This window comes from Vibrio hippocampi, from assembly GCF_921292975.1.
GTDB lineage: Bacteria > Pseudomonadota > Gammaproteobacteria > Enterobacterales > Vibrionaceae > Vibrio > Vibrio hippocampi.
Window position 1 is genome coordinate 920,191 of record NZ_CAKLCM010000003.1, and the last position, 22,504, is coordinate 942,694.

Sequence of the window (22,504 nt, forward strand, 5' to 3'; positions counted from 1 at the left end):
TATGTACCTGCACGAAATAGCTGGTGAAGCCTTTTATAGCCTTGTTGCGCGACACCACGCAGCCTCACCAAGACGCTCGCTACGCGAAAAAAACCGAGCTCTCCTAGGGCGCACAGATGTTCGCATTAACCCCCAGCTTCCTTGCATGCTCGAACAAGTTGCCAAACAGACTTCAATAGATGCGGAAAGGTTGTTGTTTAACAGTACTTGTTTCCCTGTTGTCGGCGCTTGCCTTCAAGATAACAAAAGCAAAGCAAGACTTAGATTGCACCTGTTGAGCAATGATGGCAGTCACATCGCGGTCTTATCACGTACTACTTCTTCTCGGTTAAGGTTTAGCAGCGCACTAAAGTTCTGTCCGCAATGCCTTGAGGAAGACACATTGAAATGGGGGCATGGTATTTGGCGTACCGTACATCAGTATTGCGGTATGTTCGTTTGTCCAAAGCATGCTTGTTGGCTGCAATATGCACCGACAGATGCCGATGGCCTTAACAAACGCATCGAACTACCACCAACACCTTACGATAGATGTTTCCATGGTTCTGATCTTTGTTTAGAACGAGCTTTGAGGTTATCGCAATTCATCAGTAGTTGGCATCGCTATGAATACGAACGTCGATACGAGCATATTGCTACACCCTCTCACTCATCTTGGATGATTAAGACCCATTTGTTAACTCCGAAAGGACAGATCAGGCAATCAGAAGCCGTCAATCGTCTACAAGACTTTTGGGCTCCTCTATTTGCTGGTGCAAAGCTACTGCCTTCGAAGCTATATAAATTCAATTTCTTAAGGTGCCTTCTCCTAAACGACCACTACAACCATTACATACAGCATGCATTGGTTGGTGCTTTCTTTGCGAAGAACGCCAAGTGTTACTTTCGACAAACTTCTCAGGTCTCGAACTATTGTAGTCGGGAATCTCATAAGCCTCGTGTCTGTCTATCCGAGTTGGCCTCAGGAAACTCGCTTCGTTCTGTCGCCAAGGCGACAGGATGTTCGGTTGGCTTTCTAGCAGCCATGGCGCAACGCAATGGGGTCACAATCAAGCATCGATTTAAAAGACTCAACGATGCATTAGTCGACCAAATATTGAGACTCGCTTTTCGCGGGGTTCATAGACGAGATATCGCCAAATTATGCGGTGTTAGCGTTGGTACTGTAGAACAGCAAATAAATGCGATGTCAGGATTATCCGCATGGAGAAAACGACTCTGGTTCTGCCAAAAACGACATCAATATCGTCAAACACTCCAGAAGATCATTTCCCAGAATCCAACATTAACTCGGACAGAGATTAAAAATTCGAGCAGTTGCTACATGTGGCTATTTCGATATGACAAGGACTGGCTAAACCAGCACTTACCAAAACGAGAGCCTGCTAAGTACCATCAATCTATTGATTGGAATCTGGCAGATAAAAAGCTGGCTAAACAAATTAAGCGACACGTAAAGAAGGCTACTTCAGTTTCACACGTCGAAAGGCAGGTGGACTCACAACACTCATTAATCAAAAACAGAAAACGCCTACCCCTTTCGGTTAGGCAAGCGGAAAAAATCGTCTCAAAATCCCAAAATTAGGAACAATTACTATGAAATTTCTCGGTACATTCAAACAAATTTTCGAAGCACACGAAGTCAAACCTCGCTTACGTGACATCGCGATGTTTGTGACTCTTAATAATACAAGGCTCTATCCGAGAGAGCAGTTTGATGAAAATGGAGACATTCATCCGTACCTAGCACCACGTCTTGACCTGATTAAGATCATCAAACAAGAAAACTCAGTTAAGTGGTTCTTTACTGAAAGAACTTATCAAATTTGGGATTACAAAGTACCTGTTAGGCGCCCAGCTTTCCTCAAGGCACGCATGAAGCAATACATGAAAGCCGAAAAGTTGTTTGAGCAAAGTCGTAACTATGTCACAGCTAGCCCTGCATCACTCTTAAGAAGAGACGATGAAGCGAAAGTGTTCAACATGTTCTGTGATTACATGCTCACATTTAATCAAATCGCTGTTGAGAGCAAATCTATAACATTGAATGAATGGCTTGTGTGGTATTCAGACATGAGGCGTATTGAAGCACAAAAAGAAGAAAACAAAGAAAAACAAAGACGTCACCGAGAAGTTATCGCTGAATGTAACAAATTGGAAGATGACCAAGACTCAACCGACGAAAATTAACCGTATGATGACCAACGCAATGATCGCTGTGAGGAGATCTGATGAATAAGCTCGAAACTAAGCGATTAAAAGCTATTGTCTCGCTTCTCAACGGCCTAGAACTCATTTCTCATGAGGAGTTACCCGAAGAGCAGCACAACGCTCTTTGTATCAATGTGAACGGCTGGAGGTACTACCCGTCCTTTCAGTTCGATGAGCATTTTAATCTTATAGATAACCTCAGAAACAATCTTAGTCTCATGCGAGAAGGCCGAGACGACACTGATATTCTACTTTGGATGATCTCCGAGAAATCGGTATTGGTGGAGCGAGCTGTTGCTCCACCAGCATTAGTTTCTAAATACTTAGATAAAGGTGACTTAGAAGGCTACGAGAGATTAGTCTCAACAGAAGCGCGAAGTCATAAATACGTAACCGCCAAACCCTGTGACTTGATTGATGGGCCTTTGTTTGAGGTGTTCGTTGAGGACTGGTTAAGACCTGATGGGCGCAGAATTAAGACAAAAAGCATTACTTTCTAACACCCGTTTTAACTATCCGAAAAAGAGGGCGTCGGAAAGATATATAAAATTCACGAAGGAAGCGAATTTATAAACAAACCATTCAACTGAACCAAACTCAAAAAATATGACGGTGCTGAAGTTTTGAGCTCTCCTCTCGAATTCTCACGCAGTTCACTTTGACAAAGAACACAAAGTTCTTCTGCACGTGTTATTCCTACATAGTGAAGGTTCATTTCCTGTTGTAAGTCAGGGTATTGCGGAGGATCATTCCAATCGCCTGTATATCTTCGGTAAGGGAAGTTCCACTCTTCCAATCCGAAGTGAAGCACAACTTTGAACTCTAATCCTTTCGACTTGTGCAATGTCATGATTTGCACTTCTTCACGATTTATTGGTTTGTATGACTTTAGTGCTAAGTCATCCAACAGTATTTCAGCGAATACTTCTAACTCTCCAGACTTTACCTCCAAGTCAAACAAAGTTATGAGCTCGCTTGCAATAGTAACTAGCCGTGTATGGTCTTCCTCTTGCTTCAGCATACGAACTTGCTCTCTCGCATAGCTACTTTTACGACGAATATTGGGTGAGCTATTCCTAGCAAACTTATCGCATATTTCCTGTGCGCTAACAATTTTGCCGTACTTATACTCAATTAAAGCTGTCAAAAAATCAGAAGCGGTTGTGCCAATCGCGTTTAGTTTGTCATCGACGTACAACCTATTTGGCACCTCTAGATTCTCAGACACTAATTTTAAAATTCTTTCCGTTTTTGCCAATATGGCAATATCTGAAGCTTTTTCTACTTTAAATTTTTTCCCAGCGATCCATTCGCTTATTAAATCCGAGACTGTAGAAGCGCATGTCGGTAACCATCCCTCCATCACTAACCGAACGACGCGTAGATCACCCTCTTCATGTTCCACCAAGTTACAAGTAGGTCTTTTTAGGCGGCTGGCATAGTTAACGATCGAAGGATGACTCCGATGATTCAAATCAATCTCAAAGTGCTTGAAACCAGAACCTTCACGCGTCAATTCCTCAAGTAGCTTGGGGTCACCTCCCCTAAAACCATATATCGATTGATCGTTATCACCAACTGCTATACCAACTAATCCTAGTTCGACGAGTTCAAGAAACAGCTCGTGCTGAGCAAGTGAGCTATCCTGATATTCGTCAACAAATACATGTGTATATCTGGCCTTTATGTATCTCCTTGCTCCCTCAGAGTTTTTCAATACAAACAATGCGAGTCCCGAAAAGGAGCTCATCCAAAGCACATTTTGTTCGTAAAGAGAATTAAATCCCCCATCATTCATTACATCTTCAAGAGTTGGGGCCTGATAATTCTGACTTAGTTGTGAGAGGTGATCTTCAGTCAGTTTCTTAACTATCTCGCAACCTGCAACTTGTCCTCCCCATAATCTTTCTAAAAAAGGGGCTATCAATTCACTGAAGCAAAAACTATCTATGGTGCCAAAGAAACTGGCTTTTGTATCATGCCCGTTTGCTTCGCATTTCTGTCTAAGCTCTGTGCTCGCCTTATTGGTAAAAGATATACCGATAACACCTTTATAACTTGGAAGCATTGGAGTCAAAGCACGCACTTTCTCTTTAACAACTGTTGTTTTACCGCTACCAGGACAGGCAGTTATTACGGCACTACCATCCTGATAATCGACAGCGTTTTTTTGTTGTTCGGTTAGCTTCAAAATAGTCATTCCTGAACAGTCTTAATCAATGCTAATAATGGTTTAGCAATGTTACTGTTAGCTAAATCACTCATATTTCCGCGTAACGCGATCACTAATTCTCGCATTCTAACTGCTTTCTTATCTTGCAAATAGTTTATAGCGGCAGCGGCAGATGTCTTATTAAGTGCTTTCAAAGTTGGCTGACTGAATTCACTCACTAAGTCTGTTTCAAGGTCTACTCTAGATAGAAACACATCATATGTTTCAAGTTGTTCACTAACAACTTGCCAGTCAGGTTCGGGCATGTCACAAGGAGTTAACTTAACTTCAGAATGCTCCCACTTTTCTTCATTGATAATTGTCAAGCATCTATTGACACCTGCATATTGCCAGAGCTCCTTGTTTGGCACTTTCGAAATGTCGTTGTCAGTCCTCATTACGACAGGAATATCCAATCCTTCTAAAATATCGATGAACACCCTAAAATCGACTCCATCAACCGAGAGTATCGATAAATTTAGAAAATCTAAGTCATAGCCAAGTCCCTCTGCGAGTGCGTGATAAAAAATAACCTCTGATGGCCCTTCAACCAACAACACTCCGTTAGAAAAAAACGTCTCTGCTGGGATGATGCTCATACGATAACCCATCCCGTCCCATGCTTCGCTAATCCGCTCTGAACAACCATCATCAGCAGCCCATGTTTCTCCATCCTCAACATAGAGCCTTACAATTGAGTCAGGACTAAAACCCTCAGCAATCTGTGGAGAGTGAGTAGTTATGATCGTCTGGCCGCTTAACTCTTCTACAAGATAATTGGCTAATTTCCTTTGCTGATGAGGGTGCAAATGAGCTTCAGGTTCTTCGATCACATAGAACACCACACTATCATTTTCAGCATTTTCTCGGCTACTCCGAGATTTCCATAATGCCAGTAGTATCTGGTTGTTCCTTCCATCCCCCCCAAGGAGAACGTCGGAACCATTAGTATTCGCTCCCAGTTGCAACTTCTCAATGAAGTCACCCACCTGTATAGCTCCAGTATCTAATTGAACCTCATAATCACTATTGTGGTGTGCAAGCTTTTTAAGCTCTACATTTACGTCATTCGTTGCGGCTTCTACATATTTCAGAGCTGATACTTTCTTGTTCAAGGACTTCAAGTCGCTACTTATCTCAGCCATTAGAGCTTCATCACATTCAGCTTCATCTTTTAGTAAAGACTGTTGGGCATGCTTCAATAATTGTTTCTTTTCTCTTTGTATGAATTTATCTAAATCCCTTTTTGACTGAACATACTTCAAGTTCATACATTTTAGGTACTTGCTCCGAGGGAAGTCATCAAGTGACTCCATAGATTCACCCATTAAGATTCTTGGTTCAAGGTTATCTCTACTTGCTCGATACTGTAGATAAACTTCTCCATTGTCACTCACACACCCTTTCAAGGTAGAGAGCACCGATTCCTCTACCACCTCGTCAAACTTAATGGTAATAGCAAGCTCTGTGCTTATAGCTTCTTTGCCGATATGAAAATCCAACTCGGACGCTTCAACATCAGCCTCAGAGAAGCTTCTATCAAGTAGAAGCCTAAGAGCATGAAGCATGTTTGATTTGCCTACATCATTTGCTCCGATTACGAGGGTTTTCTCGTTGAAGTTAATATCGGTATCTTCGTAATTACGAAAACCCTGTAAATGCATGTTTGAAATTTTCAATCGTTCACCTTACATCCAATCTAAACTGTCACAACACCAAACAGATACGCAATCAGGCGCTGAGCAACAAAACTCGAAAAAGAATATCAAAAGGTATAAAGTGGAGTAAAAACAAAGATCACAAAACCAACGCGAACTGCGCAGTATATAAGCACCCATAAGGATTATTTTGGTTCATCACTCCAATTGGTGCTTTGGAATTCATCAAGTTCTGGGATTTCTTGCCATGCATGAACATATAAAGAAACGAATAGTAAAAGATCTGATAGAAGAAATTGGGAATCTCGATGACCGAGATATAGAGCTTGTTGGTAACAATTTCATAGCGGTTAGCGAAGGTCAACCGATGATACATCACGGCCTTAACAAAGATTATAAACCCGCCAACTACACTGTAGACTCCTTTTCGGACGATTTTACAGTGGTAGGCGAATATAGCACGGACAAAAACTACTTCACTCATAAAGGGACAGCTAAGTCCCCTACTTTTGAAAAGATCGAAAATGATGTAAACCACGCCGTCAATCATGCAGCGAAATGTGTGCTCAAAAAGATATATCTAATAACTAATCAAGAAGAACCAAACTCTTTTAGAAAGAAGTTCAACACCACTGATCTTGCAAAGCGCCATTCGCACCTCATATCATTTATCGATGCTAGAAGGCTCTCCATAGGCATTTACGAACAATCAATTAGTAACCCCAACATCGCGGATTTCTACAAGCAATTCTTCCCTTTGTTCTCTTTAAATCTAGATAACTATGAATATTATGGAAAGTTGCCACACCTTTGCCAAGGGCACATTCGGGATGACGCCGTCTTAGATAAAATTATAACTCATGTAACTCAGAAAAATCCGATATGTGTTCTCTCTGGTCTTAGTGGTACGGGAAAGACTCAAACAGCAATTGATTTTGTACACAAGTGTACAGAGGACTTCCAAAACTATGTGTGGATAATAGGTGACGACTGGTCTGAAAACAAACCGTTGAGTAGCGTTCAGCGCTCAAGGGGAGGAGCACCTGTAAACATTGCTGGACTATTTAACTCCACAAAAACAATCTTAATAATTGATAGTTTAGAACGAGTTATAGATGAAACCGCCTTTAATGAATTAGCTGAGGGATTCAAGAAAGGTAGTATTGTTTTGATTACATCGCAGCTAACACAACCTTTGTCAGATATATACCTTCCGATCCCGCAGTTCTCCCTGCAAGTTGCATATGCGATTTTGGGGGAGTCTTTTCCAACATCTACATCAGATTGTGAAAAGTTTGTATCCAAATGTCGTTTTTCACCTTTGATATTGTCCATGGCAAGAAAACTTGCAGAGAATGAAGGCATAAGTAAATCAGATATTTATACAGAGATACTACAAGATCCAGAACTGATCGATGACGATAGTGGCAAATCTATAATTAAGAAAATCTTATCAAGACTAGAACCTAAGACACTTAAGTCACTGACCAAAATTTCTAATTCAGGGCAAAACACTCACGAAATACAATTTCTAAAAAATTACATAGGGTTTCTCAACCTGAATACCCTACAAAAACTTTCTTTGCTTGTACCGACCAAAGTGCCTGGTGTATTGAAAGTTCACGATCTAGTCGCTCAGTCGGTGATTGAATCCATCGATATAAGCGGGATAGCCAAAGATGTTGAAGATTTTGTGGCTAAGTTTAAGGGTGATATGACTCCCAGTGTCATTCGTCAAATACATCTATGCTTTAAACCTTTATACCAAGAGCATATAAAGAGAGGGTCCCGCTCCCCTGACTGGCTTCACTATTCGATACTTCAGTGTGAAAGTGATAGAAAAACAGAACTCTATGATGGCTTACACCAATTGCCTTTAACATCATTGACTAGATTGGATTTACCTTACCTAAAATGTGTTATTGATGCGAAGGAAATTCATTCCTATACAATTTTCGACAAAGCTGAGCGGACGAGCTTTTACAAGACCTGTGCAACTTCTTATGCCAAGTTAATAGAAACGACCTCCGATGAAGACTTACGAGCTGAGCTTCTTCACCATCAAGGGAAAGCCCTTCGCAGATGTGGAGAACTAGATGAAGCGTTAGCATCATTTACTAAACTACTAGCATTAAAACCTGATTGGCACGCAACTCATGGTCAAATAGCTCATCTAGGTAGCCAGCGAGAGGCTAGACCAGAAATTAAACGAGTAGGTGAAGAGTCAATGCGCATTTTAATTCAGGAAATGCTTAATGACTCCGCCTCTGTTCCACTACGAGTATCCTTAGCAACTATCGCACGCCTGAGATCTTATTTGAATGTGAAGAATGATGTCAATTCCCAGAAAGACTCCGTAAGAAAGCTCGCCAATATAATTGCACTATCAGCACTTGAAGGGCTTGACCAATTTTATGAAGGGTTTGTTTCATTTACCTCTTGTTTTGGATACAACCACAGTGAGCAATCGCTGTACATCGCTGAGCTCGTTCCAGAGATAACCGTTGTTTCTCCTGTTCAAATTGATGAAAGGCAATGGTTGAGCGCCTGCGAAGCTTTTACCAATGCTGCTATTGAAGCTGATCGGGAGAACAAAATATCTATGCAAGAAACTTTAAACGAAGCTAGCCTGCGTTTTGCTGATGCATTAAGTAATTACCCTACGCTAACCTCATTTACAGCTAGAGGGATCGCAAAAGCTTACACCTCTGCTAATGTTCCCAAAAAAGCGATAAAAACTATAAACAGGATAGACGAAAACGAAAGAAACCACTGGCTTCTATATGAGCTTGCAAAAGCTTACCTTGAAGATGAACAGAATGAGTCAGCATTAAGAACCGCGAAGGAGTGCTTTAATCAAGCATCCAAAGATCGAAATGGGATAAGTCGAATATCTATTTACCATGAACTATTGAGTAAATGCTACGAGCAATGCGGTTCCCCAGTGAAGGCATGGCAGCACTGTAAGAGAGCATTAAAAAAATGTTCAAATCCAAAATACAGAGAAGCTATCGATAATCGGCTAAAAACATTAACAACAGTATAGGGTGCTCATAAAATGACAAACTAAAGCAACTTTGTTCTTAACAATCAGCTTGTTTTGTAAAAGACGATTGATGGTGGTGAACTCTCGGGCACATAGCTCCAAAAAGCCTAATAGATATGTACCACCTCTATTCGTTACAGTCTCATCAGGATATGCCAAGCATTAAAGCAATTTTACTATGTACAGAGAAGATAATAGAAAAAACCTCATTTAATGATGCAATAACAAGATTAGGTAGAAAAACCATAGTTGCTATAAAGGCATAAACAACCCAGTTCTTAATCTGGTTCTTCTTTTTTTCAAGCAAGGCCGTATTTCGAAATCTTTCAAGTGCTAGCGCCTGGTTATCTATCTCTTCTTGCTTCCTACCCTGCACACGCTGAAGTCTTTGTTCAGATGAGTCAACTTCACTCTTTAACCTTTGAATTCTGGCCCTCTCGGAGTTCAACTCATTCGAAAATAACTTTACTTTTGAATCAGACTCATCAATTTGTTGCTCCAAGAGACTTTTCTCTTCATGGAAATCGCTGATTAATTTACGCACTACTTTATGGTGTACCCTTGTAGATATTGGATTGACGATAAGAGTTACGTAAATCCCTTTTTCAAAGTATGAAATGAGGTCATTGATATGCTTTTCTACTAGTTCGGGGCCCCATAAGCGCTCCTCTGGCCAACCAGGCCTTTCAGCGGGGAACTGACGAAACGTATCATTCTTTATGAATAATTCGAGTACTGGTATATTGTGAAACATGAAGTCTTCTATCTTGTAAGATTCACAACCGTGCTTGTACTTAACTTCGATAGCCAGCTTGCCCCCCCATTGATCATACATTTCATGATCTTCTTCAAAAGTACAAAGAACATCAGGGTAGTACGTCGCGCTATTGGGTAAGTTCAAATAAGGCTCTTTCCGTATAGAGGTGAAGTCAAATTCCAAAGGCTTATGTTTACAGTCACCAACAAATATGAATTTCATGTTCTGCATTCTTGAAAGAGCCTCGACTGCACACTTATGAGTCATCGACTCGTCATAACCTCTATCAATATCCAACTCAGATTCACCTTTACTGTAACGCTCGAACTGTTTATTTACTGTATGAACTTTAAGCCGATATCTATCATCTGGGTTAGGATGCAAGCTCATATAGTGCCTTTTCTTGTGCAGTTTGCGATTGTCTTTGGCTATTCGTATAGCCTTCTCTATACTAACAAGGCTATGCTCTCCTGAAATGTCATCTTCTTGGTAATAGCCCACGCTACCATCTTCAGAATACAGCTTTACATACGCATTCTTTGGTCTAACACTTTTTAATGACATGACACCCCCAAGACACTGTATACATAAACAGTACCCATATATGTTTCAATTTCAATACTAGGTTTCATTGATGAAACAAATACATGAATCCAATCTCAAATTTTAGAATCCATAGTGATACAACTATCCATAACAACCCAAAAGATAGAGGAGTTTCGTATTCTGAGCTGTTTATATACTGCTTGTGTGGTGGAAATTCACAGTTCGTAAAGTGCGGTTCGCAAAGTACGGTTCGGGTTTTACGAACTGAACAATCACTCTAAGTGAGAGAGTTCTATTGAAGAGGAAGTTTTCAACTTAGTTAACCAAACCTGATGGCCTCATTTGCCATTAAGCGGTAGGAGTTTGCAACTTGGTTATTTTTGAGAAGTATTCCAGATGGCTGATTTAGAAAGCTAGCTAGTTTCCATCTTAGTTATCTGTGATCAGTGGTTGATGAGGATAACTAATTAAGTTGGTTAACTTCTAAAAATTCAAAAGCGAACCGTCAGTGGTTCGCTTTTTGTTTTTAGGGCGAATTTGAAAATGGCAGGGTGTCGTGGAGACTGTGTTAACGTCTACGTACTGCTGTGTAACTCGCGTTTGGACATCAATGAGTCAGTGACTTTACTAAATTAGTAATTAATGAATGACTTCAAGTATGGAAAAGTCGCTTAACTCAGTATCCAGTATTGATGGTGTAGATCATATTGGCTCACTACTACGGTAGTATAACGGCACTTGTAAGAGTGATGACAGCCAAACTAAGGTCATGACATGCTCCATGATTTTTTTAGCCATAAACGGCTAAATTGCATTTTTTAGCCACAAATGGCTAAATTTGCATTTTTAGCCATAAACGGCTAAATTGGTATCTGCATGCAAGAAGGAGTTTTAATGTGGAGCCCACCTCTAAACCTATCGCAGTGATCAGCGGCGATATTGTCAACTCAACCAAGCTAACATCTGATCAGTTTGAACAGCTACTTAAACGAATCAAAGATATTCAGAGATGGATCACCGAAGGAAATTCATCAAATGCGCACAGTATTGAGCGTGGCGATGAATTTCAGACCGTGGTGCATGACATTGAGAACGCTCTGAGATACACCATCATTTATCGTATTGGCATTAAAGCGCTTGGCAAAGAGTTTGATAGTCGCATCAGCCTTGCTATTGCCTCTAATACCGATTTGCGTGAGTCGGTCTCTGAATCGATGGGTGAAGCATTTGTTCTTTCTGGACGTGGACTAAAAGCCTTGAAAAGCGACAGGTTGTTATTTAACTCTGACCGTTTCGAACTCACTGAGCACTTTGACTTACTCTTTAAGTACCTCGATAAACAACTAACGGAATTAACCTCGCGCCAATGTGAAGTTATGCTTCCGATGTTTCGAACCAATGAAGGTTTGTCTATTAGTGAGTTAGCAGAAAAGCTCGATGTTGCTACTGCTACTGCCAGTAAGTCACTTAAAGCTTCAGGTTGGTCGCTAATCAGTGAGCTAAATTGGCGATTCATAAACCAAGTAGCGGGGCTCAAGTATGTTTGATTTTTTTGGTGTTCTAATACCGTTCTTGATGATTCACATCATCTGTGATTTTTACCTCCAACCAAACCAATGGGTAGAAGCAAAGAAAAAATACACTTACCGTTCAACTGAACTGTACTTTCACTCACTATTACACGGCATCGCGTTGTTAGTTCCTGCTATAGCATTAGGTATTGATTGGCGCTCAACTGCTTGCTTGGTAGCTATCATTGCGATAAGTCATTTTATTATCGACTTGTGGAAGGTAAGAGCACGAAATGGTGATAAGTTTTCCTATTTTATTATTGACCAGACTTTGCATATATCGGTGCTAGCAGTTATTGCCTTTCACATGGCAGATGGTGTAACGATTGATACCGTGTTACAACATGAGAAGTTCTCGGATGGTGTTATGGTGGTCTTTGCTTACTTGCTAATTCTCAAGCCGACTTCGATTCTGATTGGCAGCGTCTTAAGAAAATATCCTATATCAGGCGAAGATACAGATAATAGTGGTCTTATCGCAGGTGGTGAGTTGATCGGTTACTTAGAGCGAGTGTTAATACTGACCTTTACGCTTGTGGGGAGCTATGCAGCGGTGGGTTTTGTATTGGCGGCTAAGTCAATATTTAGATTTGGTGAGTTGAATAAATCAGACGACCGAAGCATGACTGAGTATGTGCTGATTGGTTCATTGGTATCGGTGGTGATCACAACACTGGTAGGTACCTTAATATCACTTGGTTTGGATGTGAAAATTAAATGATCAAAAAGGCATTCGGCAATTATGAGATCCTGTAAATAATTCTGTGTAACTGCTCGGGGTTACAAGTAATCAGTAAGTCTGTCTTCGAACATAATCATAAAGCGATTCAAGGCTTGTCGCCAGTTCCTGATCGGCATCGTCCATTTTTTCGATGCGTCTTGGATCGCTAGATACATACACCACCTTCCTAGCTGATTCATCCGTCGGACTGTAGTGGATTAGTAAATTTGGTCGCATAGTTAGATAAGAAAAAGTAAGTAAGATGAAGCTTTGGTGAAGTATGTGTTGAATCACTCGAAACAAGCAATGGGGCATTTTCGTGTTTCATGCCCCGCTAGCACGCCTCTGGACAGAAATTTTTTAGGTGTGCTGCTCTAAACCATTTCGGTCAGATTAGAAAAAGTATCTTGAAACCTTAGTCGTTTGTTATGCGCCTTGCACCCACGTCACTTTAGTACCATAATTAGGTATTAATTGGTATTGAGGATTATATCATGGCTAAAAATACAAGCATTACTCTTGGTGAACACTTTGATGGATTCATTGCTGGTCAAATACAAAGCGGACGATACAGTTCTGCAAGCGAGGTGATCCGTTCGGCTTTACGCTTGTTAGAGACACAAGAAACCAAAATGAACACTTTACGCCAGCTACTCGCTGAAGGCGAAGAAAGTGGAACTGCTGATTATGATCTTGATTCGTTCATCAATGAGTTGGATAGCGAAGAGAGAAAATGAAACCATTTCAATTAACCAACAAAGCCAAGACTGATTTACGTGATATAGCTCTGTTTACGTCACGTCGTTGGGGACGAGAACAACGAAATATATATTTGAAGCAGTTTGACGATTCGTTTTGGCTACTCGCTGAAAATCCTGACATCGGAAAGCCTTGTGATGAAATCAGAGACGGCTATAGAAAGTTCCCTCAAGGCAGCCACGTGATATTTTATCGTCAGGTTGGTAGCCAAAATATTCAGATAATTCGTATCTTGCATAAGAGCATGGATGTAAACCCTATCTTTGGCGCATCGGGTGTGGCACAACCACCGACGGCATTAGGACGGCAATAGAGCGTAAGCTGTATTGAACCACGAGCATAGACTGAAGACAGGTGCCGCTGACACACAATGGGGCAATTCTGCGTTACGGATATCTCAACCATCGGTTATCGCCAAACGCTCCTGCCATACTCCATACGTTCATTGACAACGTAAACATTAGCAATCACAGGTGTAACGACACTTAGGATAGCTTGAGCAACCATAAAAGCTCTTACCTGTATTCACTCCCCTTTTAGCAATACGCAACACAAGCTTAGATTGACAACTAGGACAAACTCTATGTTCAACTACCGACACATTCTCAGGTTTAGATATCACTGGTTTATTCTGAAAATTGCGTCCATCTTCAACCATGTGAACCAGTTCACTGCCATTGACCAACCAAAGTCGCTTATCAACCCCGAAGGCAATCGCTTCAGAAGTAAAATTGCCCGATGTAACAATAATCATCTTACTAGCATTGTTTGCGATCATGACACCGTACATTTCTCTTAGAACTTGCACGCCAACCTTGCGAGTCTTCCAGTGCTTACATTGCACAAGGCTTAGCTCACCGTCTTTTGTCAGCCAAATATCAACCCCACCATCGGACTTCTGAGAGAAAGATTGTTTAACGTGATAACCTTGAAATTTAAAGTATTCTCCAATGTAGCTTTCAAACTCGACCCAACTTAAGTCATTCAATGGCGAAGTGTTCTTACGAATTTTAATTTGGGAACTGGTTGTAAGATAGCTTTGCTTTCGTTTGTACTGCTTGAAGAACGCTATTGGCGCAGGAAATAAAAACATAAAGGTAAAATAGGGAGCTATCAGAGGAAGATTGGGAGCTATAGCGTTAAAGATAAAATTATCACTTTCAGCCGCTAAGCTCGGTAACAGGTACGATAGCGCAAAATAAATAACGACAGCAAGCAACACACTTAGCCACCATGGAGCATCCATTAAATGCCATATGATCCCATCTTTACGCCGCGCCATTACTTTCTCCATCAATAAGCAACTGAACGCATTAAAGCACAAATGATAAATAGTGAGAACAATCAATAGAGCAGAACCTTGTTAGTGATGACCTTCTGAGAAGGTTCTGAACATTGCTTTGCTAGCTATGTTTGCGCTGAGAAACCTTTGTACAAATGAGTTTCGAAGAATCAATATTCGCGACTCATGAATAACTATAGGTATTCATGAGTCGCTTAACTTTGTGTCCCGTATTGATGTTACAGATCACAACCTCTAATTTTACTGAGCCTTGTTTACTGCAATTGAGGAACCTGTCTTATCCTAACTACACTAAGGTTGCACCTTTAAAAGCACCAATTGGCGCAATTTGATCCAGCTTTTGTAAAGTTTCTGGGCTCAACGTAACATTAAGCGCAGCTATGTTTTCATCAATTCGAGACGTTTTGCGACTGCCCGGAATTGGCATAATATTGTCTCCCTGAGCCACCAACCATGCAAGTGCCAACTGAGCTGGAGAAATATCGTACTCTGCGGCGATGTTTTTAATTTCTTCTAGACGTTGGCGGCTTATTATGCCTGTCCCTACTTGCACCATACAGCGTTTTGTTTCGAATCAGATAAAAAGTGTTGCTGAGTTAAACGCTGCCCATGAAATCGTAGAGCAGCATGTCCTTGATATGCCTGTCCTTTTATGCACTGATTTTAAAGCTCTAGATAGCCGAATTTGTCAGGGCAATATAACGCCTACAATAAGGTGTGCCAACTCTGAACTAGCCAAGCACACCGAACCCCATACCAAAAATGCCGAGTGTAATGCATCATCTTAATTGTTTTATTAGTTGCTGAAGTATTGTTTGAACTCACCGCTTGGCTCTCGATCAGAGTAAACATAGACAAAGTTACCGATTGGGTCTACGACAGAAAATCCTCGGTCACCCCATGGATGATCTTCAAGCGGCATGGCAATTTGCAACCCAGCTTTAGTGAGACGGGAATATTCAGCATCTACATCATCAACGTTGAAATTTAGCATCACACCATTACCATCAAAAACAGGCATATTTTCTTGTGGTTGAATAAAGCAAATCTCAGAACCATCTTGATCAATTTTCAACATGACATACCAACCACAATCAAAAACTGTTTTTGCTGCAAAATACTTTATGTAGTACTCACGGCAAGAATCCACTTCAGTGGTACAAAAACAGGTAGATAACTTTTTCGTTTTCATATGATTTCCTTATTCGTAGAACCACTAAATTGAGCGGCTAACATTCTTAATAACAGGCAGGCTCGGTTTTCTGCCTGCGTAACTTTCAACCAACCTATCATAAACCTCTAAAAAGTAATGTATAAACGTTGCTTTTTGCTATGCCTGTCCCGACTGACGTTTCTACATGGAGGCGGTTAAGTCCACCAAAAACGGATCTTGCGCCTCTGCGGAAAAAGAGACACTTTGCGCCGCAAAAGTGACCGCAGACTGCGTGGGTTGCGTTTCAGAAGACGCGTTGTTACCGTCCTCGCTTTGACAACCCAATAGGCCAAAAAGTACGCACAATGTCATTTGTTGTTTAAATTGCATAATATTTACCTAATAACAAAACCGTCAGAACAGGCACAGAGATGTGGTCATCACCGTGCCTGTCCCTTTTGACTCTATAATTGGGTCCATCAATAAAAGGCAAGCTGTGTTATAACAGGCTTAATTAGTCACAGTGAGTGACATCAACACCTGATGCATCTCCACCGTAGTCGGCACCTCCCCATGCGACCACGCTACCATCCTCCTTCAAGGCGGCAAAAGCGTATTCATTACTGGTAATGGAGAGCACATTCTCTAGCTGACCATCCCCGCCAGTGATGTTACCTGCGCTGGCATCTCCACCGTCGTCGGCATCTCCCCATGCGACCACAGTACCATCCTTTTTCAAGGCGGCAAAAGCGAAGCCATTAGTAGTAATGGAGACCACATCTTCAAGCTTCCCATCGCCGCCGGTAATGTTACCTGCGCTGGCATCTCCACCGTAGTCGGCATGTCCCCATGCGACCACAGTACCATCCTCTTTCAAGGCGGCAAAAGCCCGACCTCTTAATGCATCACTAGTAATGGAGACCACATTCTCTAGCTGACCATCCCCGCCAGTGATGTTACCTGCGCTGGCATCTCCACCGTCGTCATCCCATCCCCATACGACCACAGTACCATCCTTTTTCAAGGCAGCAAAAGCAGATCTAGCACCAGTAATGGAGACCACATTCTCTAGCTGACCATCCCCGCCAGTGGTGTTACCTGCGACGGGGTATCCGCCGAAGCCCCTATTTCCCCATCCGACCACGGTGCCATCCTCTTTCAAGGCGGCAAAAGCAGATCTAATAACAGTAATGGAGACCACATTCTCTAGCTGACCATCCCCGCCAGCGGTGTCTTCGATATCACCCACATAGCCCCATGCGACCACAGTACCATCCTTTTTCAAGGCGACAAAACCGTTTTCTTTAGCGGTAATGGAGACCACATTCTCTAGCTGACCATCCCCGCCAGTGATGTTACCTGCGCTGGCATCTCCACCGTAGTCGGCTGCTCCCCATGCGACCACAGTGCCATCCTTTTTCAAGGCGGCAAAAGCTCTCTCATTAGCAGTAATGGAGACCACATTCTCTAGCTGACCATCCCCGCCAGTGATGTTACCTGCGCTGGCATCTCCACCGTAGGCGGCATTTCCCCATGCGACCACAGTACCATCCTCTTTCAAGGCGGCAAAAGCCTGACCACGACCATAACCAGTAATGGAGACCACATTCTCTAGCTGACCATCCCCGCCAGTGATGTTACCTGCGCTGGCATCTCCGCCACTGTCGCCATATCCCCATGCGACCACGGTGCCATCCTCTTTCAAGGCGGCAAAAGCGTCACCATTACCAGTAATGGTGACCACATTCTCTAGCTGACCATCCCCGCCAGTGATGTTACCTGCGCTGGCATCTCCACCGTAGTCGGCTGCTCCCCATGCGACCACAGTGCCATCAGGCTTTAAGGCTGAAAAAGCGTCCATAGTTGAAAAAATATCAGCATATCCAAAAAACGCTTTTGTCTCTACGGTGAGTCCATCTACTGTTGCGGTAACCGTGACCGCGCCTGACGTGCTATCTTGTACACCAAAATCAAACTGACCATTGGCATCGGTGAAGTAGTTGTCTCCTGGCACAGCGGGACTAAATGCCGCTGTGGTGGGCGTTGGTGACAGTGACTGATGGATATACTCATTCGCGTATGGACCAAAGGGAGTCGTTACGGTTGTCTTATATTCCAGCGTGTCACCGGGAACAGCACAGCGCGAACTGCTGGTTAATGCAATGCTGAACTCCCCCTTATAACAGGACACAAAATACGCCTCGCCACTGGTAACGGTAGAAATAGTGCCATCGTCTAAATTTACAATGCGATAGTCTGGCGCTAACACTGTCCCATCGTTGGCAAGGTAGTGATAAGCCATCGGCCAATCTTTTAACGTTTGTGGTTTTCCTGCGGGGTTATTGACCAAATCTTGCAACTGCTGCGTCGTCGGTAGACTTGCGCCTAATGATTGGCAATAACCGATGGCTTCATTGGGGTAATAACCAGCGATATCAATCGCGGGGGAATAACTGCTATCGGTCAATAATTCTGAATACACCGTATTTGAATAGAGCGACTCAAGAACACTCTTCGGCGCGGTATAATACTGTGTAACACTCAGTTCAATCGCTTCCCAACCCGGCAACTGGTCGGCATCACCAACGGCAACACGGAGTATGCCCATTTCTGTCCCGCCTTTGCCGTCATCAATCATATAGCTGACATCATGGTAGCGGTTTTCGCTGGCTTTAAAGTTGATATTTTTTTCATTCCATGCCGCTGAAGCGATGGCGACCGAGGCATAAAATGCATCGACGCGATTGAGACCGTAATCATTGCCGTCATGATCGGTTTTAACACATGTGGTGATATCAAGAGCGGTTTCTATGTTGGGCGGCACAACGAACGGGTAATAACAGGTTGGAATAAGGGTAACACCTTGGTTGTGGCTCTCTCCGACCACAATATCAAGAATCCCCAGCTTGTTGGTATTGGTGCTCGTATTGGTATACGTAAACAAAATACGGTCATGACCCACGGTTGCCGCCGGGGTGTAGTCTAAGGTTTGAGTGGCGGAGGAAATGGTCACGCCACCCGCATAAGGATAAGCATGAGAATAGGTAGACAACAGGGTAAAGCCGGTAAGCACCTCTCCTGCATCAGCAAGCAAGGCGGCAATATCAATGGTTTGAACACCGCCATCGACCAACACAGCGGCACTGATGGGCATCATATCGAGTACCGTTACGGTGGCTCGCGGTGAGGGAGCAACCAAACGCATCACCCCAGAGACCACAGAATCATTAGTAATCGGTGCTGCACTGGTGACGGTATAACGATAATCGCACACTGCTGTCGCTGACTCTGACAGGGGCGAAATCAAAAGACTCGCGTTGTGTATTTTTGGCGTTGCACAATCGGCACTGGTGTCGGTTAAGCGCTCGATGCTACTCACCGTAAAGGCACTTTTATCAGACACCGCAACCTTATTATCAAGGTCGACAGTTAATGATTGACCAAACTCTGAGGTAACAACAAAGTTTTGTGCATTAATCGTCACCGGTAATGCCTCGACTACTAGGTTGCTATTATCTTTTTCCGATTCAGACTGACAGCCAAAAACACTAAACAGTAAGAATAATATTATATATTTTTTAATTTTCATTATATTTTCCACATCCCACCTATATAACAGCCAAACTTTTCAGATATCCGTGCAAGTTCAAATGTATCCACCGTCACGACAAAACCTTCACAGCCTGTCATGCAAAAAAAAACGGTTGCATCATGCTATTTATTTAAACCCTCCTTGCTAATTTAATTAACGTAAGTTAGTGCAAACCAAAACCCAAAAAGGACAGACCTATTATGTATATTCCTGTCCCGACTCGTGCTTATTTAATTTATCCAGGTGAGACGATTAATTTAAATTATTATATGTGTGAGCCAATGGTTTTGATATACCCTATAAAAATGGGGATCTTAGCGTGACTGAGATCCCCATTTATATTAATGGTATGTAGTGGTTAAATTAACTTCGCAGGTACGACAATCACTTTATATTAACTGACATAAGGAACGAAGGAATGGGTTTAATAATAAATCGGAGTGATAAGTTAATTGTGTTGGTTTTTGTGTTTCTTTTATTGCCTTCAATGGCGCTTGCCTGTGAGATAGAAAAGGGAGATATCGTGGCACTTTACTCCCCATCCTGCCCTATTAACACTGCCTCTTCCCGTTCTGCTAAACCTGTTTTTATTCAGTTTAAATTTTCAGGCAAAAGCCTTATTCGTGTAGCTAAAGAGCTTGAGTATGTGCACCAGCGTCTTAATGTGGGCGTTGCCGCTCAAGCTGTTGCTACTCAAAAAGTGGGTAAAGGTTATCGGTTATTGTTAGGCCCAATTCAATCAAAAGAAGTAGCACATTTTACTCAAGGGCTAAAGTCATTAGGCTATGACAGCACATTATTAAGAACGGTACCACAAAGTCGCACTGCAGATGTCCTTCCTTCTCCGCCTGTTGCTGAAACTTCACCTCCTGTCATTACTCCCCCACTGCCAGTGACTCCACCAGTCGACCTTGAACACACTTATGTCAAGGTGCTTGGTGAAATAGAAGGGCGTAAACTGCTAGCTATGATGGACTCTGACGCTAAACTGATAAGAACAACCTACCCCAACGCTTTATCGATTTGTACCAAATTAGGCAAGGCAGTGACTATAGCCAGTCAGGATGAATATGTAGCGCTGCTATCTTCAGATCAAGCTCTGTTTATGTTGGGAGAAGGCATTATTATCCCTTTCTGGCTTAATGAAACGTGGGTTGTCACACGTTTAGAAAGACAGGTTCAAAAACTTAGGGCTACTACAAGGGTTCATTATGGTGTTGTGTGTAGTGTAGCGGTTCAGTAGAACTGATAAGACGTGATAAACAGCCCCTACAGGCAGCTGTGGTAGTATCAGGGTATTCCGTATTTTATGACAGTGCCAGTCCCAACTTGTGTGCAACACTTCTTTCTGTTCTTCTGAGTACCCACGCCCTGTCAAACGAATACCAAAATAGACAAGCTTTCTAACATGCCAGTTACGACTTTGTTCTTACAACTTTGCGGCTACCTTTATGACGAGTTTTTGACGAGCAACAATGAAAGCGTCGATCCTATATCTTCGACCATGGATACGCATATTCGCTCACACCTGCCCCGACTTCTTTTCGATAAGATGACCACTTACGAACAAAAAGCGTTGGAGGTTTGATTATGTTTTATGTACATATGCTCCTGTTATTAATGATTATATTTATTGGTATCCGCCATGGAGGCATTGCCTTTGGATTGCTTGGCGGGCTTGGGGTATCCATACTCGCCTTTGTATTCGGGGTTGCTCCGGGAACGCCGCCTATCAGCGTTATGCTGATTATTCTTGCCGTTGTCGCAGCTTCTGCCACATTAGAAGCGACGGGAGGCTTAAAGCTGCTGGTGAAGTTTGCTGAGCGTCTACTGCGCAAACACCCCAGCCAAATCGTTTTTCTCGGTCCATTATGTACCTATTCCCTAACCGTTCTGGTTGGTACTGGTCACTCTGTCTACCCTCTGTTACCCGTTATCTACGATGTCGCTTATAAAAAAGGGATTCGCCCCGAAAGACCCATGGCCATGGCAACCGTCGCTTCCCAGATGGGGATCACTGCTAGCCCAATCGCTGCTGCCGCTGCTGTGGTTATGGCAACAGCAGCCGATAACAACTTAGATATCAGCTTGATTAACGTACTATTGGTCACTATTCCTGCCACATTAGTAGGTGTATTAGTGGGTTGTTTGTGGAGCTTGAAACGTGGCATTGATTTAGACCAAGATCAGACCTTTATTGAGCGATGCCAAGATCCGGAATTTAAAGCTCAGCTCATTGACATCAACGAAGAAAATGAAGACGAGCAACACGCGGGAAAGCAGGCAAAAAAAGGCTTGGGAATTTTCTTGGCGGGGATCGTCACCGTTATTTTTGTCGCCATGTTTGGCAGGGATCTCTCCTTATTACCTGATGGTGTGAAGATGTCGGTCGCCATTCAGTTCCTTATGCTCTCGGTTGGTGCTCTGATCTTGCTGACGACAAAAGTTGAGCCTAAAAAGATCGTGCAGAGCAATGTATTTATTGCTGGTATGACGGCTGTGATCATCATCTTCGGTATCGCTTGGATGAGCGACACCATTATTGCTTTCCACAAGCCCTACCTTATCAGCCTAGTCAGTGACTTGGTTGCCGCGCACCCATGGACATTTGCGATTGCGATGTTTGTTGTCTCAGTCTTTTTAAAGAGCCAAGCCGCGGTACTCACTATTATGCTCCCGCTTGGATTTGCGATGGGAATTCCTGCACCGGTTTTAATTGGTGTGCTACCTGCGTGCTATGCTTACTTCTTTTTCCCATTCTATCCAAGTGATTTAGCCGCCATCACCTTCGACCGCTCAGGGACGACTCAGATAGGCAAATACGTTCTAAACCACAGTTTCTTACTGCCCGGTTTTATTGGCGTCATTACTGCTACAACTGTTGGTTATGTTATTTCAACCACAATTAATTAATTGTTACTAAGATTAAGAACCCCGTTGCTCTTAGCCATATAAGAAAGCAACGGGATTTTTAT

Annotated in this window: 18 protein-coding genes and 1 pseudogene; 10 read left to right on the forward strand and 9 right to left on the reverse strand. The window is 42.6% G+C overall.

Annotated features, from left to right (window positions below; genetic code table 11):
• Window position 1 precedes the first annotated feature (1 nt).
• From L9Q39_RS17260 to L9Q39_RS17270, 3 genes are read left to right on the forward strand one after another with little or no spacing between them, the layout of a single operon-like run.
• Window positions 2-1,585 carry a TnsD family Tn7-like transposition protein gene (locus tag L9Q39_RS17260; protein WP_086458392.1) on the forward strand — a complete coding sequence of 528 codons (1,584 nt, stop codon included), beginning with the start codon at window positions 2-4 and terminating at the stop codon, window positions 1,583-1,585.
• Window positions 1,586-1,596: 11 nt separating this feature from the next.
• Window positions 1,597-2,190: a hypothetical protein gene (locus tag L9Q39_RS17265; RefSeq protein ID WP_086458393.1), complete on the forward strand. Its 594-nt coding sequence runs from the start codon at window positions 1,597-1,599 to the stop codon at window positions 2,188-2,190.
• A 41-nt stretch (window positions 2,191-2,231) separates the two neighbouring features.
• A complete protein-coding gene (locus L9Q39_RS17270; protein WP_237486329.1) occupies window positions 2,232-2,711 on the forward strand; it encodes a hypothetical protein in 480 nt (159 codons plus the stop codon).
• Between the two features lie 50 nt (window positions 2,712-2,761).
• Here L9Q39_RS17270 and L9Q39_RS17275 read toward each other — a convergent pair whose 3' ends face one another.
• Both L9Q39_RS17275 and L9Q39_RS17280 read right to left on the reverse strand, forming a co-directional pair.
• Complete coding sequence (locus tag L9Q39_RS17275; protein WP_176289542.1) at window positions 2,762-4,411, reverse strand: UvrD-helicase domain-containing protein; 1,650 nt, start codon at window positions 4,409-4,411, stop codon at window positions 2,762-2,764.
• Complete coding sequence (locus L9Q39_RS17280) at window positions 4,408-6,102, reverse strand: ATP-dependent nuclease (RefSeq protein ID WP_176289543.1); 1,695 nt, start codon at window positions 6,100-6,102, stop codon at window positions 4,408-4,410. Before L9Q39_RS17280 ends, L9Q39_RS17275 begins: the two co-directional genes overlap by 4 nt.
• Window positions 6,103-6,328: 226 nt before the next feature.
• Between L9Q39_RS17280 and L9Q39_RS17285 the strand changes: the two genes are divergently transcribed.
• The gene (locus tag L9Q39_RS17285) at window positions 6,329-9,127 is read left to right on the forward strand and encodes a tetratricopeptide repeat protein (protein ID WP_237486330.1); all 2,799 of its coding nucleotides are present in this window, start codon (window positions 6,329-6,331) and stop codon (window positions 9,125-9,127) included.
• A gap of 145 nt (window positions 9,128-9,272) precedes the next feature.
• On the opposite strand, the gene L9Q39_RS17290 is transcribed toward L9Q39_RS17285, so the two are convergent.
• Window positions 9,273-10,448, reverse strand: a complete 1,176-nt coding sequence (locus tag L9Q39_RS17290; protein WP_237486331.1) for a hypothetical protein — start codon at window positions 10,446-10,448, stop codon at window positions 9,273-9,275.
• Window positions 10,449-11,326: 878 nt separating this feature from the next.
• Here L9Q39_RS17290 and L9Q39_RS17295 point away from each other — a divergent pair.
• Both L9Q39_RS17295 and L9Q39_RS17300 read left to right on the forward strand, forming a co-directional pair.
• On the forward strand, window positions 11,327-11,977 hold the full coding sequence (locus tag L9Q39_RS17295; protein ID WP_237486332.1) for a hypothetical protein: 651 nt from the start codon (window positions 11,327-11,329) through the stop codon (window positions 11,975-11,977).
• Entirely contained in the window at window positions 11,970-12,722 is a 753-nt protein-coding gene (locus L9Q39_RS17300) for a DUF3307 domain-containing protein (protein WP_237486333.1), read from the forward strand. Before L9Q39_RS17295 ends, L9Q39_RS17300 begins: the two co-directional genes overlap by 8 nt.
• A 59-nt stretch (window positions 12,723-12,781) precedes the next feature.
• On the opposite strand, the pseudogene L9Q39_RS17305 reads toward L9Q39_RS17300, so the two are convergent.
• A pseudogene (locus L9Q39_RS17305) lies at window positions 12,782-12,929 on the reverse strand (IS256 family transposase); the annotation flags it as partial.
• 287 nt (window positions 12,930-13,216) lie between these two features.
• Between L9Q39_RS17305 and L9Q39_RS17310 the strand changes: the two are divergent.
• Window positions 13,217-13,459, forward strand: a complete 243-nt coding sequence (locus L9Q39_RS17310) for a type II toxin-antitoxin system ParD family antitoxin (RefSeq protein WP_237486334.1) — start codon at window positions 13,217-13,219, stop codon at window positions 13,457-13,459.
• Entirely contained in the window at window positions 13,456-13,794 is a 339-nt protein-coding gene (locus tag L9Q39_RS17315) for a type II toxin-antitoxin system RelE/ParE family toxin (RefSeq protein ID WP_237486335.1), read from the forward strand. The genes L9Q39_RS17310 and L9Q39_RS17315 overlap by 4 nt, the downstream gene beginning before the upstream one ends.
• Before the next feature lie 147 nt (window positions 13,795-13,941).
• Here the strand turns inward: L9Q39_RS17315 and L9Q39_RS17320 are convergent, their stop codons facing one another.
• The 5 genes from L9Q39_RS17320 to L9Q39_RS17340 all read right to left on the reverse strand — a co-directional run bounded on the left by L9Q39_RS17320 (window position 13,942) and on the right by L9Q39_RS17340 (window position 19,526).
• A complete protein-coding gene (locus L9Q39_RS17320) occupies window positions 13,942-14,763 on the reverse strand; it encodes a restriction endonuclease (RefSeq protein ID WP_237486336.1) in 822 nt (273 codons plus the stop codon).
• Between the two features lie 307 nt (window positions 14,764-15,070).
• Window positions 15,071-15,340 carry an aldo/keto reductase gene (locus L9Q39_RS17325; protein ID WP_237486337.1) on the reverse strand — a complete coding sequence of 90 codons (270 nt, stop codon included), beginning with the start codon at window positions 15,338-15,340 and terminating at the stop codon, window positions 15,071-15,073.
• 240 nt (window positions 15,341-15,580) lie between these two features.
• Window positions 15,581-15,976 carry a VOC family protein gene (locus L9Q39_RS17330; RefSeq protein ID WP_237486338.1) on the reverse strand — a complete coding sequence of 132 codons (396 nt, stop codon included), beginning with the start codon at window positions 15,974-15,976 and terminating at the stop codon, window positions 15,581-15,583.
• 162 nt (window positions 15,977-16,138) lie between these two features.
• Window positions 16,139-16,327, reverse strand: a complete 189-nt coding sequence (locus L9Q39_RS17335; protein WP_237486339.1) for a hypothetical protein — start codon at window positions 16,325-16,327, stop codon at window positions 16,139-16,141.
• 124 nt (window positions 16,328-16,451) lie between these two features.
• A complete protein-coding gene (locus L9Q39_RS17340; RefSeq protein ID WP_237486340.1) occupies window positions 16,452-19,526 on the reverse strand; it encodes an adhesion domain-containing protein in 3,075 nt (1,024 codons plus the stop codon).
• Between the two features lie 421 nt (window positions 19,527-19,947).
• Here L9Q39_RS17340 and L9Q39_RS17345 point away from each other — a divergent pair, with 421 nt between their 5' ends.
• The gene (locus L9Q39_RS17345; RefSeq protein WP_237486341.1) at window positions 19,948-20,772 is read left to right on the forward strand and encodes a hypothetical protein; all 825 of its coding nucleotides are present in this window, start codon (window positions 19,948-19,950) and stop codon (window positions 20,770-20,772) included.
• Between the two features lie 347 nt (window positions 20,773-21,119).
• Window positions 21,120-22,442, forward strand: coding sequence for an anaerobic C4-dicarboxylate transporter (locus L9Q39_RS17350; protein WP_237486342.1), 1,323 nt, complete (start codon window positions 21,120-21,122; stop codon window positions 22,440-22,442).
• The last annotated feature ends 62 nt before the right edge of the window (window positions 22,443-22,504 follow it).

Excerpts from the sequence above, each read along its gene's own strand:
- L9Q39_RS17260 (WP_086458392.1), top strand. The coding sequence starts at position 2 with ATGTACCTGCACGAAATAGCTGGTGAAGCCTTTTATAGCCTTGTTGCG.
- L9Q39_RS17265 (WP_086458393.1), top strand. The coding sequence starts at position 1,597 with ATGAAATTTCTCGGTACATTCAAACAAATTTTCGAAGCACACGAAGTC.
- L9Q39_RS17270 (WP_237486329.1), top strand. The coding sequence starts at position 2,232 with ATGAATAAGCTCGAAACTAAGCGATTAAAAGCTATTGTCTCGCTTCTC.
- L9Q39_RS17275 (WP_176289542.1), bottom strand. The coding sequence starts at position 4,411 with ATGACTATTTTGAAGCTAACCGAACAACAAAAAAACGCTGTCGATTAT.
- L9Q39_RS17285 (WP_237486330.1), top strand. The coding sequence starts at position 6,329 with ATGCATGAACATATAAAGAAACGAATAGTAAAAGATCTGATAGAAGAA.
- L9Q39_RS17290 (WP_237486331.1), bottom strand. The coding sequence starts at position 10,448 with ATGTCATTAAAAAGTGTTAGACCAAAGAATGCGTATGTAAAGCTGTAT.
- L9Q39_RS17300 (WP_237486333.1), top strand. The coding sequence starts at position 11,970 with ATGTTTGATTTTTTTGGTGTTCTAATACCGTTCTTGATGATTCACATC.
- L9Q39_RS17310 (WP_237486334.1), top strand. The coding sequence starts at position 13,217 with ATGGCTAAAAATACAAGCATTACTCTTGGTGAACACTTTGATGGATTC.
- L9Q39_RS17315 (WP_237486335.1), top strand. The coding sequence starts at position 13,456 with ATGAAACCATTTCAATTAACCAACAAAGCCAAGACTGATTTACGTGAT.
- L9Q39_RS17320 (WP_237486336.1), bottom strand. The coding sequence starts at position 14,763 with ATGGCGCGGCGTAAAGATGGGATCATATGGCATTTAATGGATGCTCCA.
- L9Q39_RS17325 (WP_237486337.1), bottom strand. The coding sequence starts at position 15,340 with ATGGTGCAAGTAGGGACAGGCATAATAAGCCGCCAACGTCTAGAAGAA.
- L9Q39_RS17330 (WP_237486338.1), bottom strand. The coding sequence starts at position 15,976 with ATGAAAACGAAAAAGTTATCTACCTGTTTTTGTACCACTGAAGTGGAT.
- L9Q39_RS17335 (WP_237486339.1), bottom strand. The coding sequence starts at position 16,327 with ATGCAATTTAAACAACAAATGACATTGTGCGTACTTTTTGGCCTATTG.
- L9Q39_RS17340 (WP_237486340.1), bottom strand. The coding sequence starts at position 19,526 with ATGAAAATTAAAAAATATATAATATTATTCTTACTGTTTAGTGTTTTT.
- L9Q39_RS17345 (WP_237486341.1), top strand. The coding sequence starts at position 19,948 with ATGGGTTTAATAATAAATCGGAGTGATAAGTTAATTGTGTTGGTTTTT.
- L9Q39_RS17350 (WP_237486342.1), top strand. The coding sequence starts at position 21,120 with ATGTTTTATGTACATATGCTCCTGTTATTAATGATTATATTTATTGGT.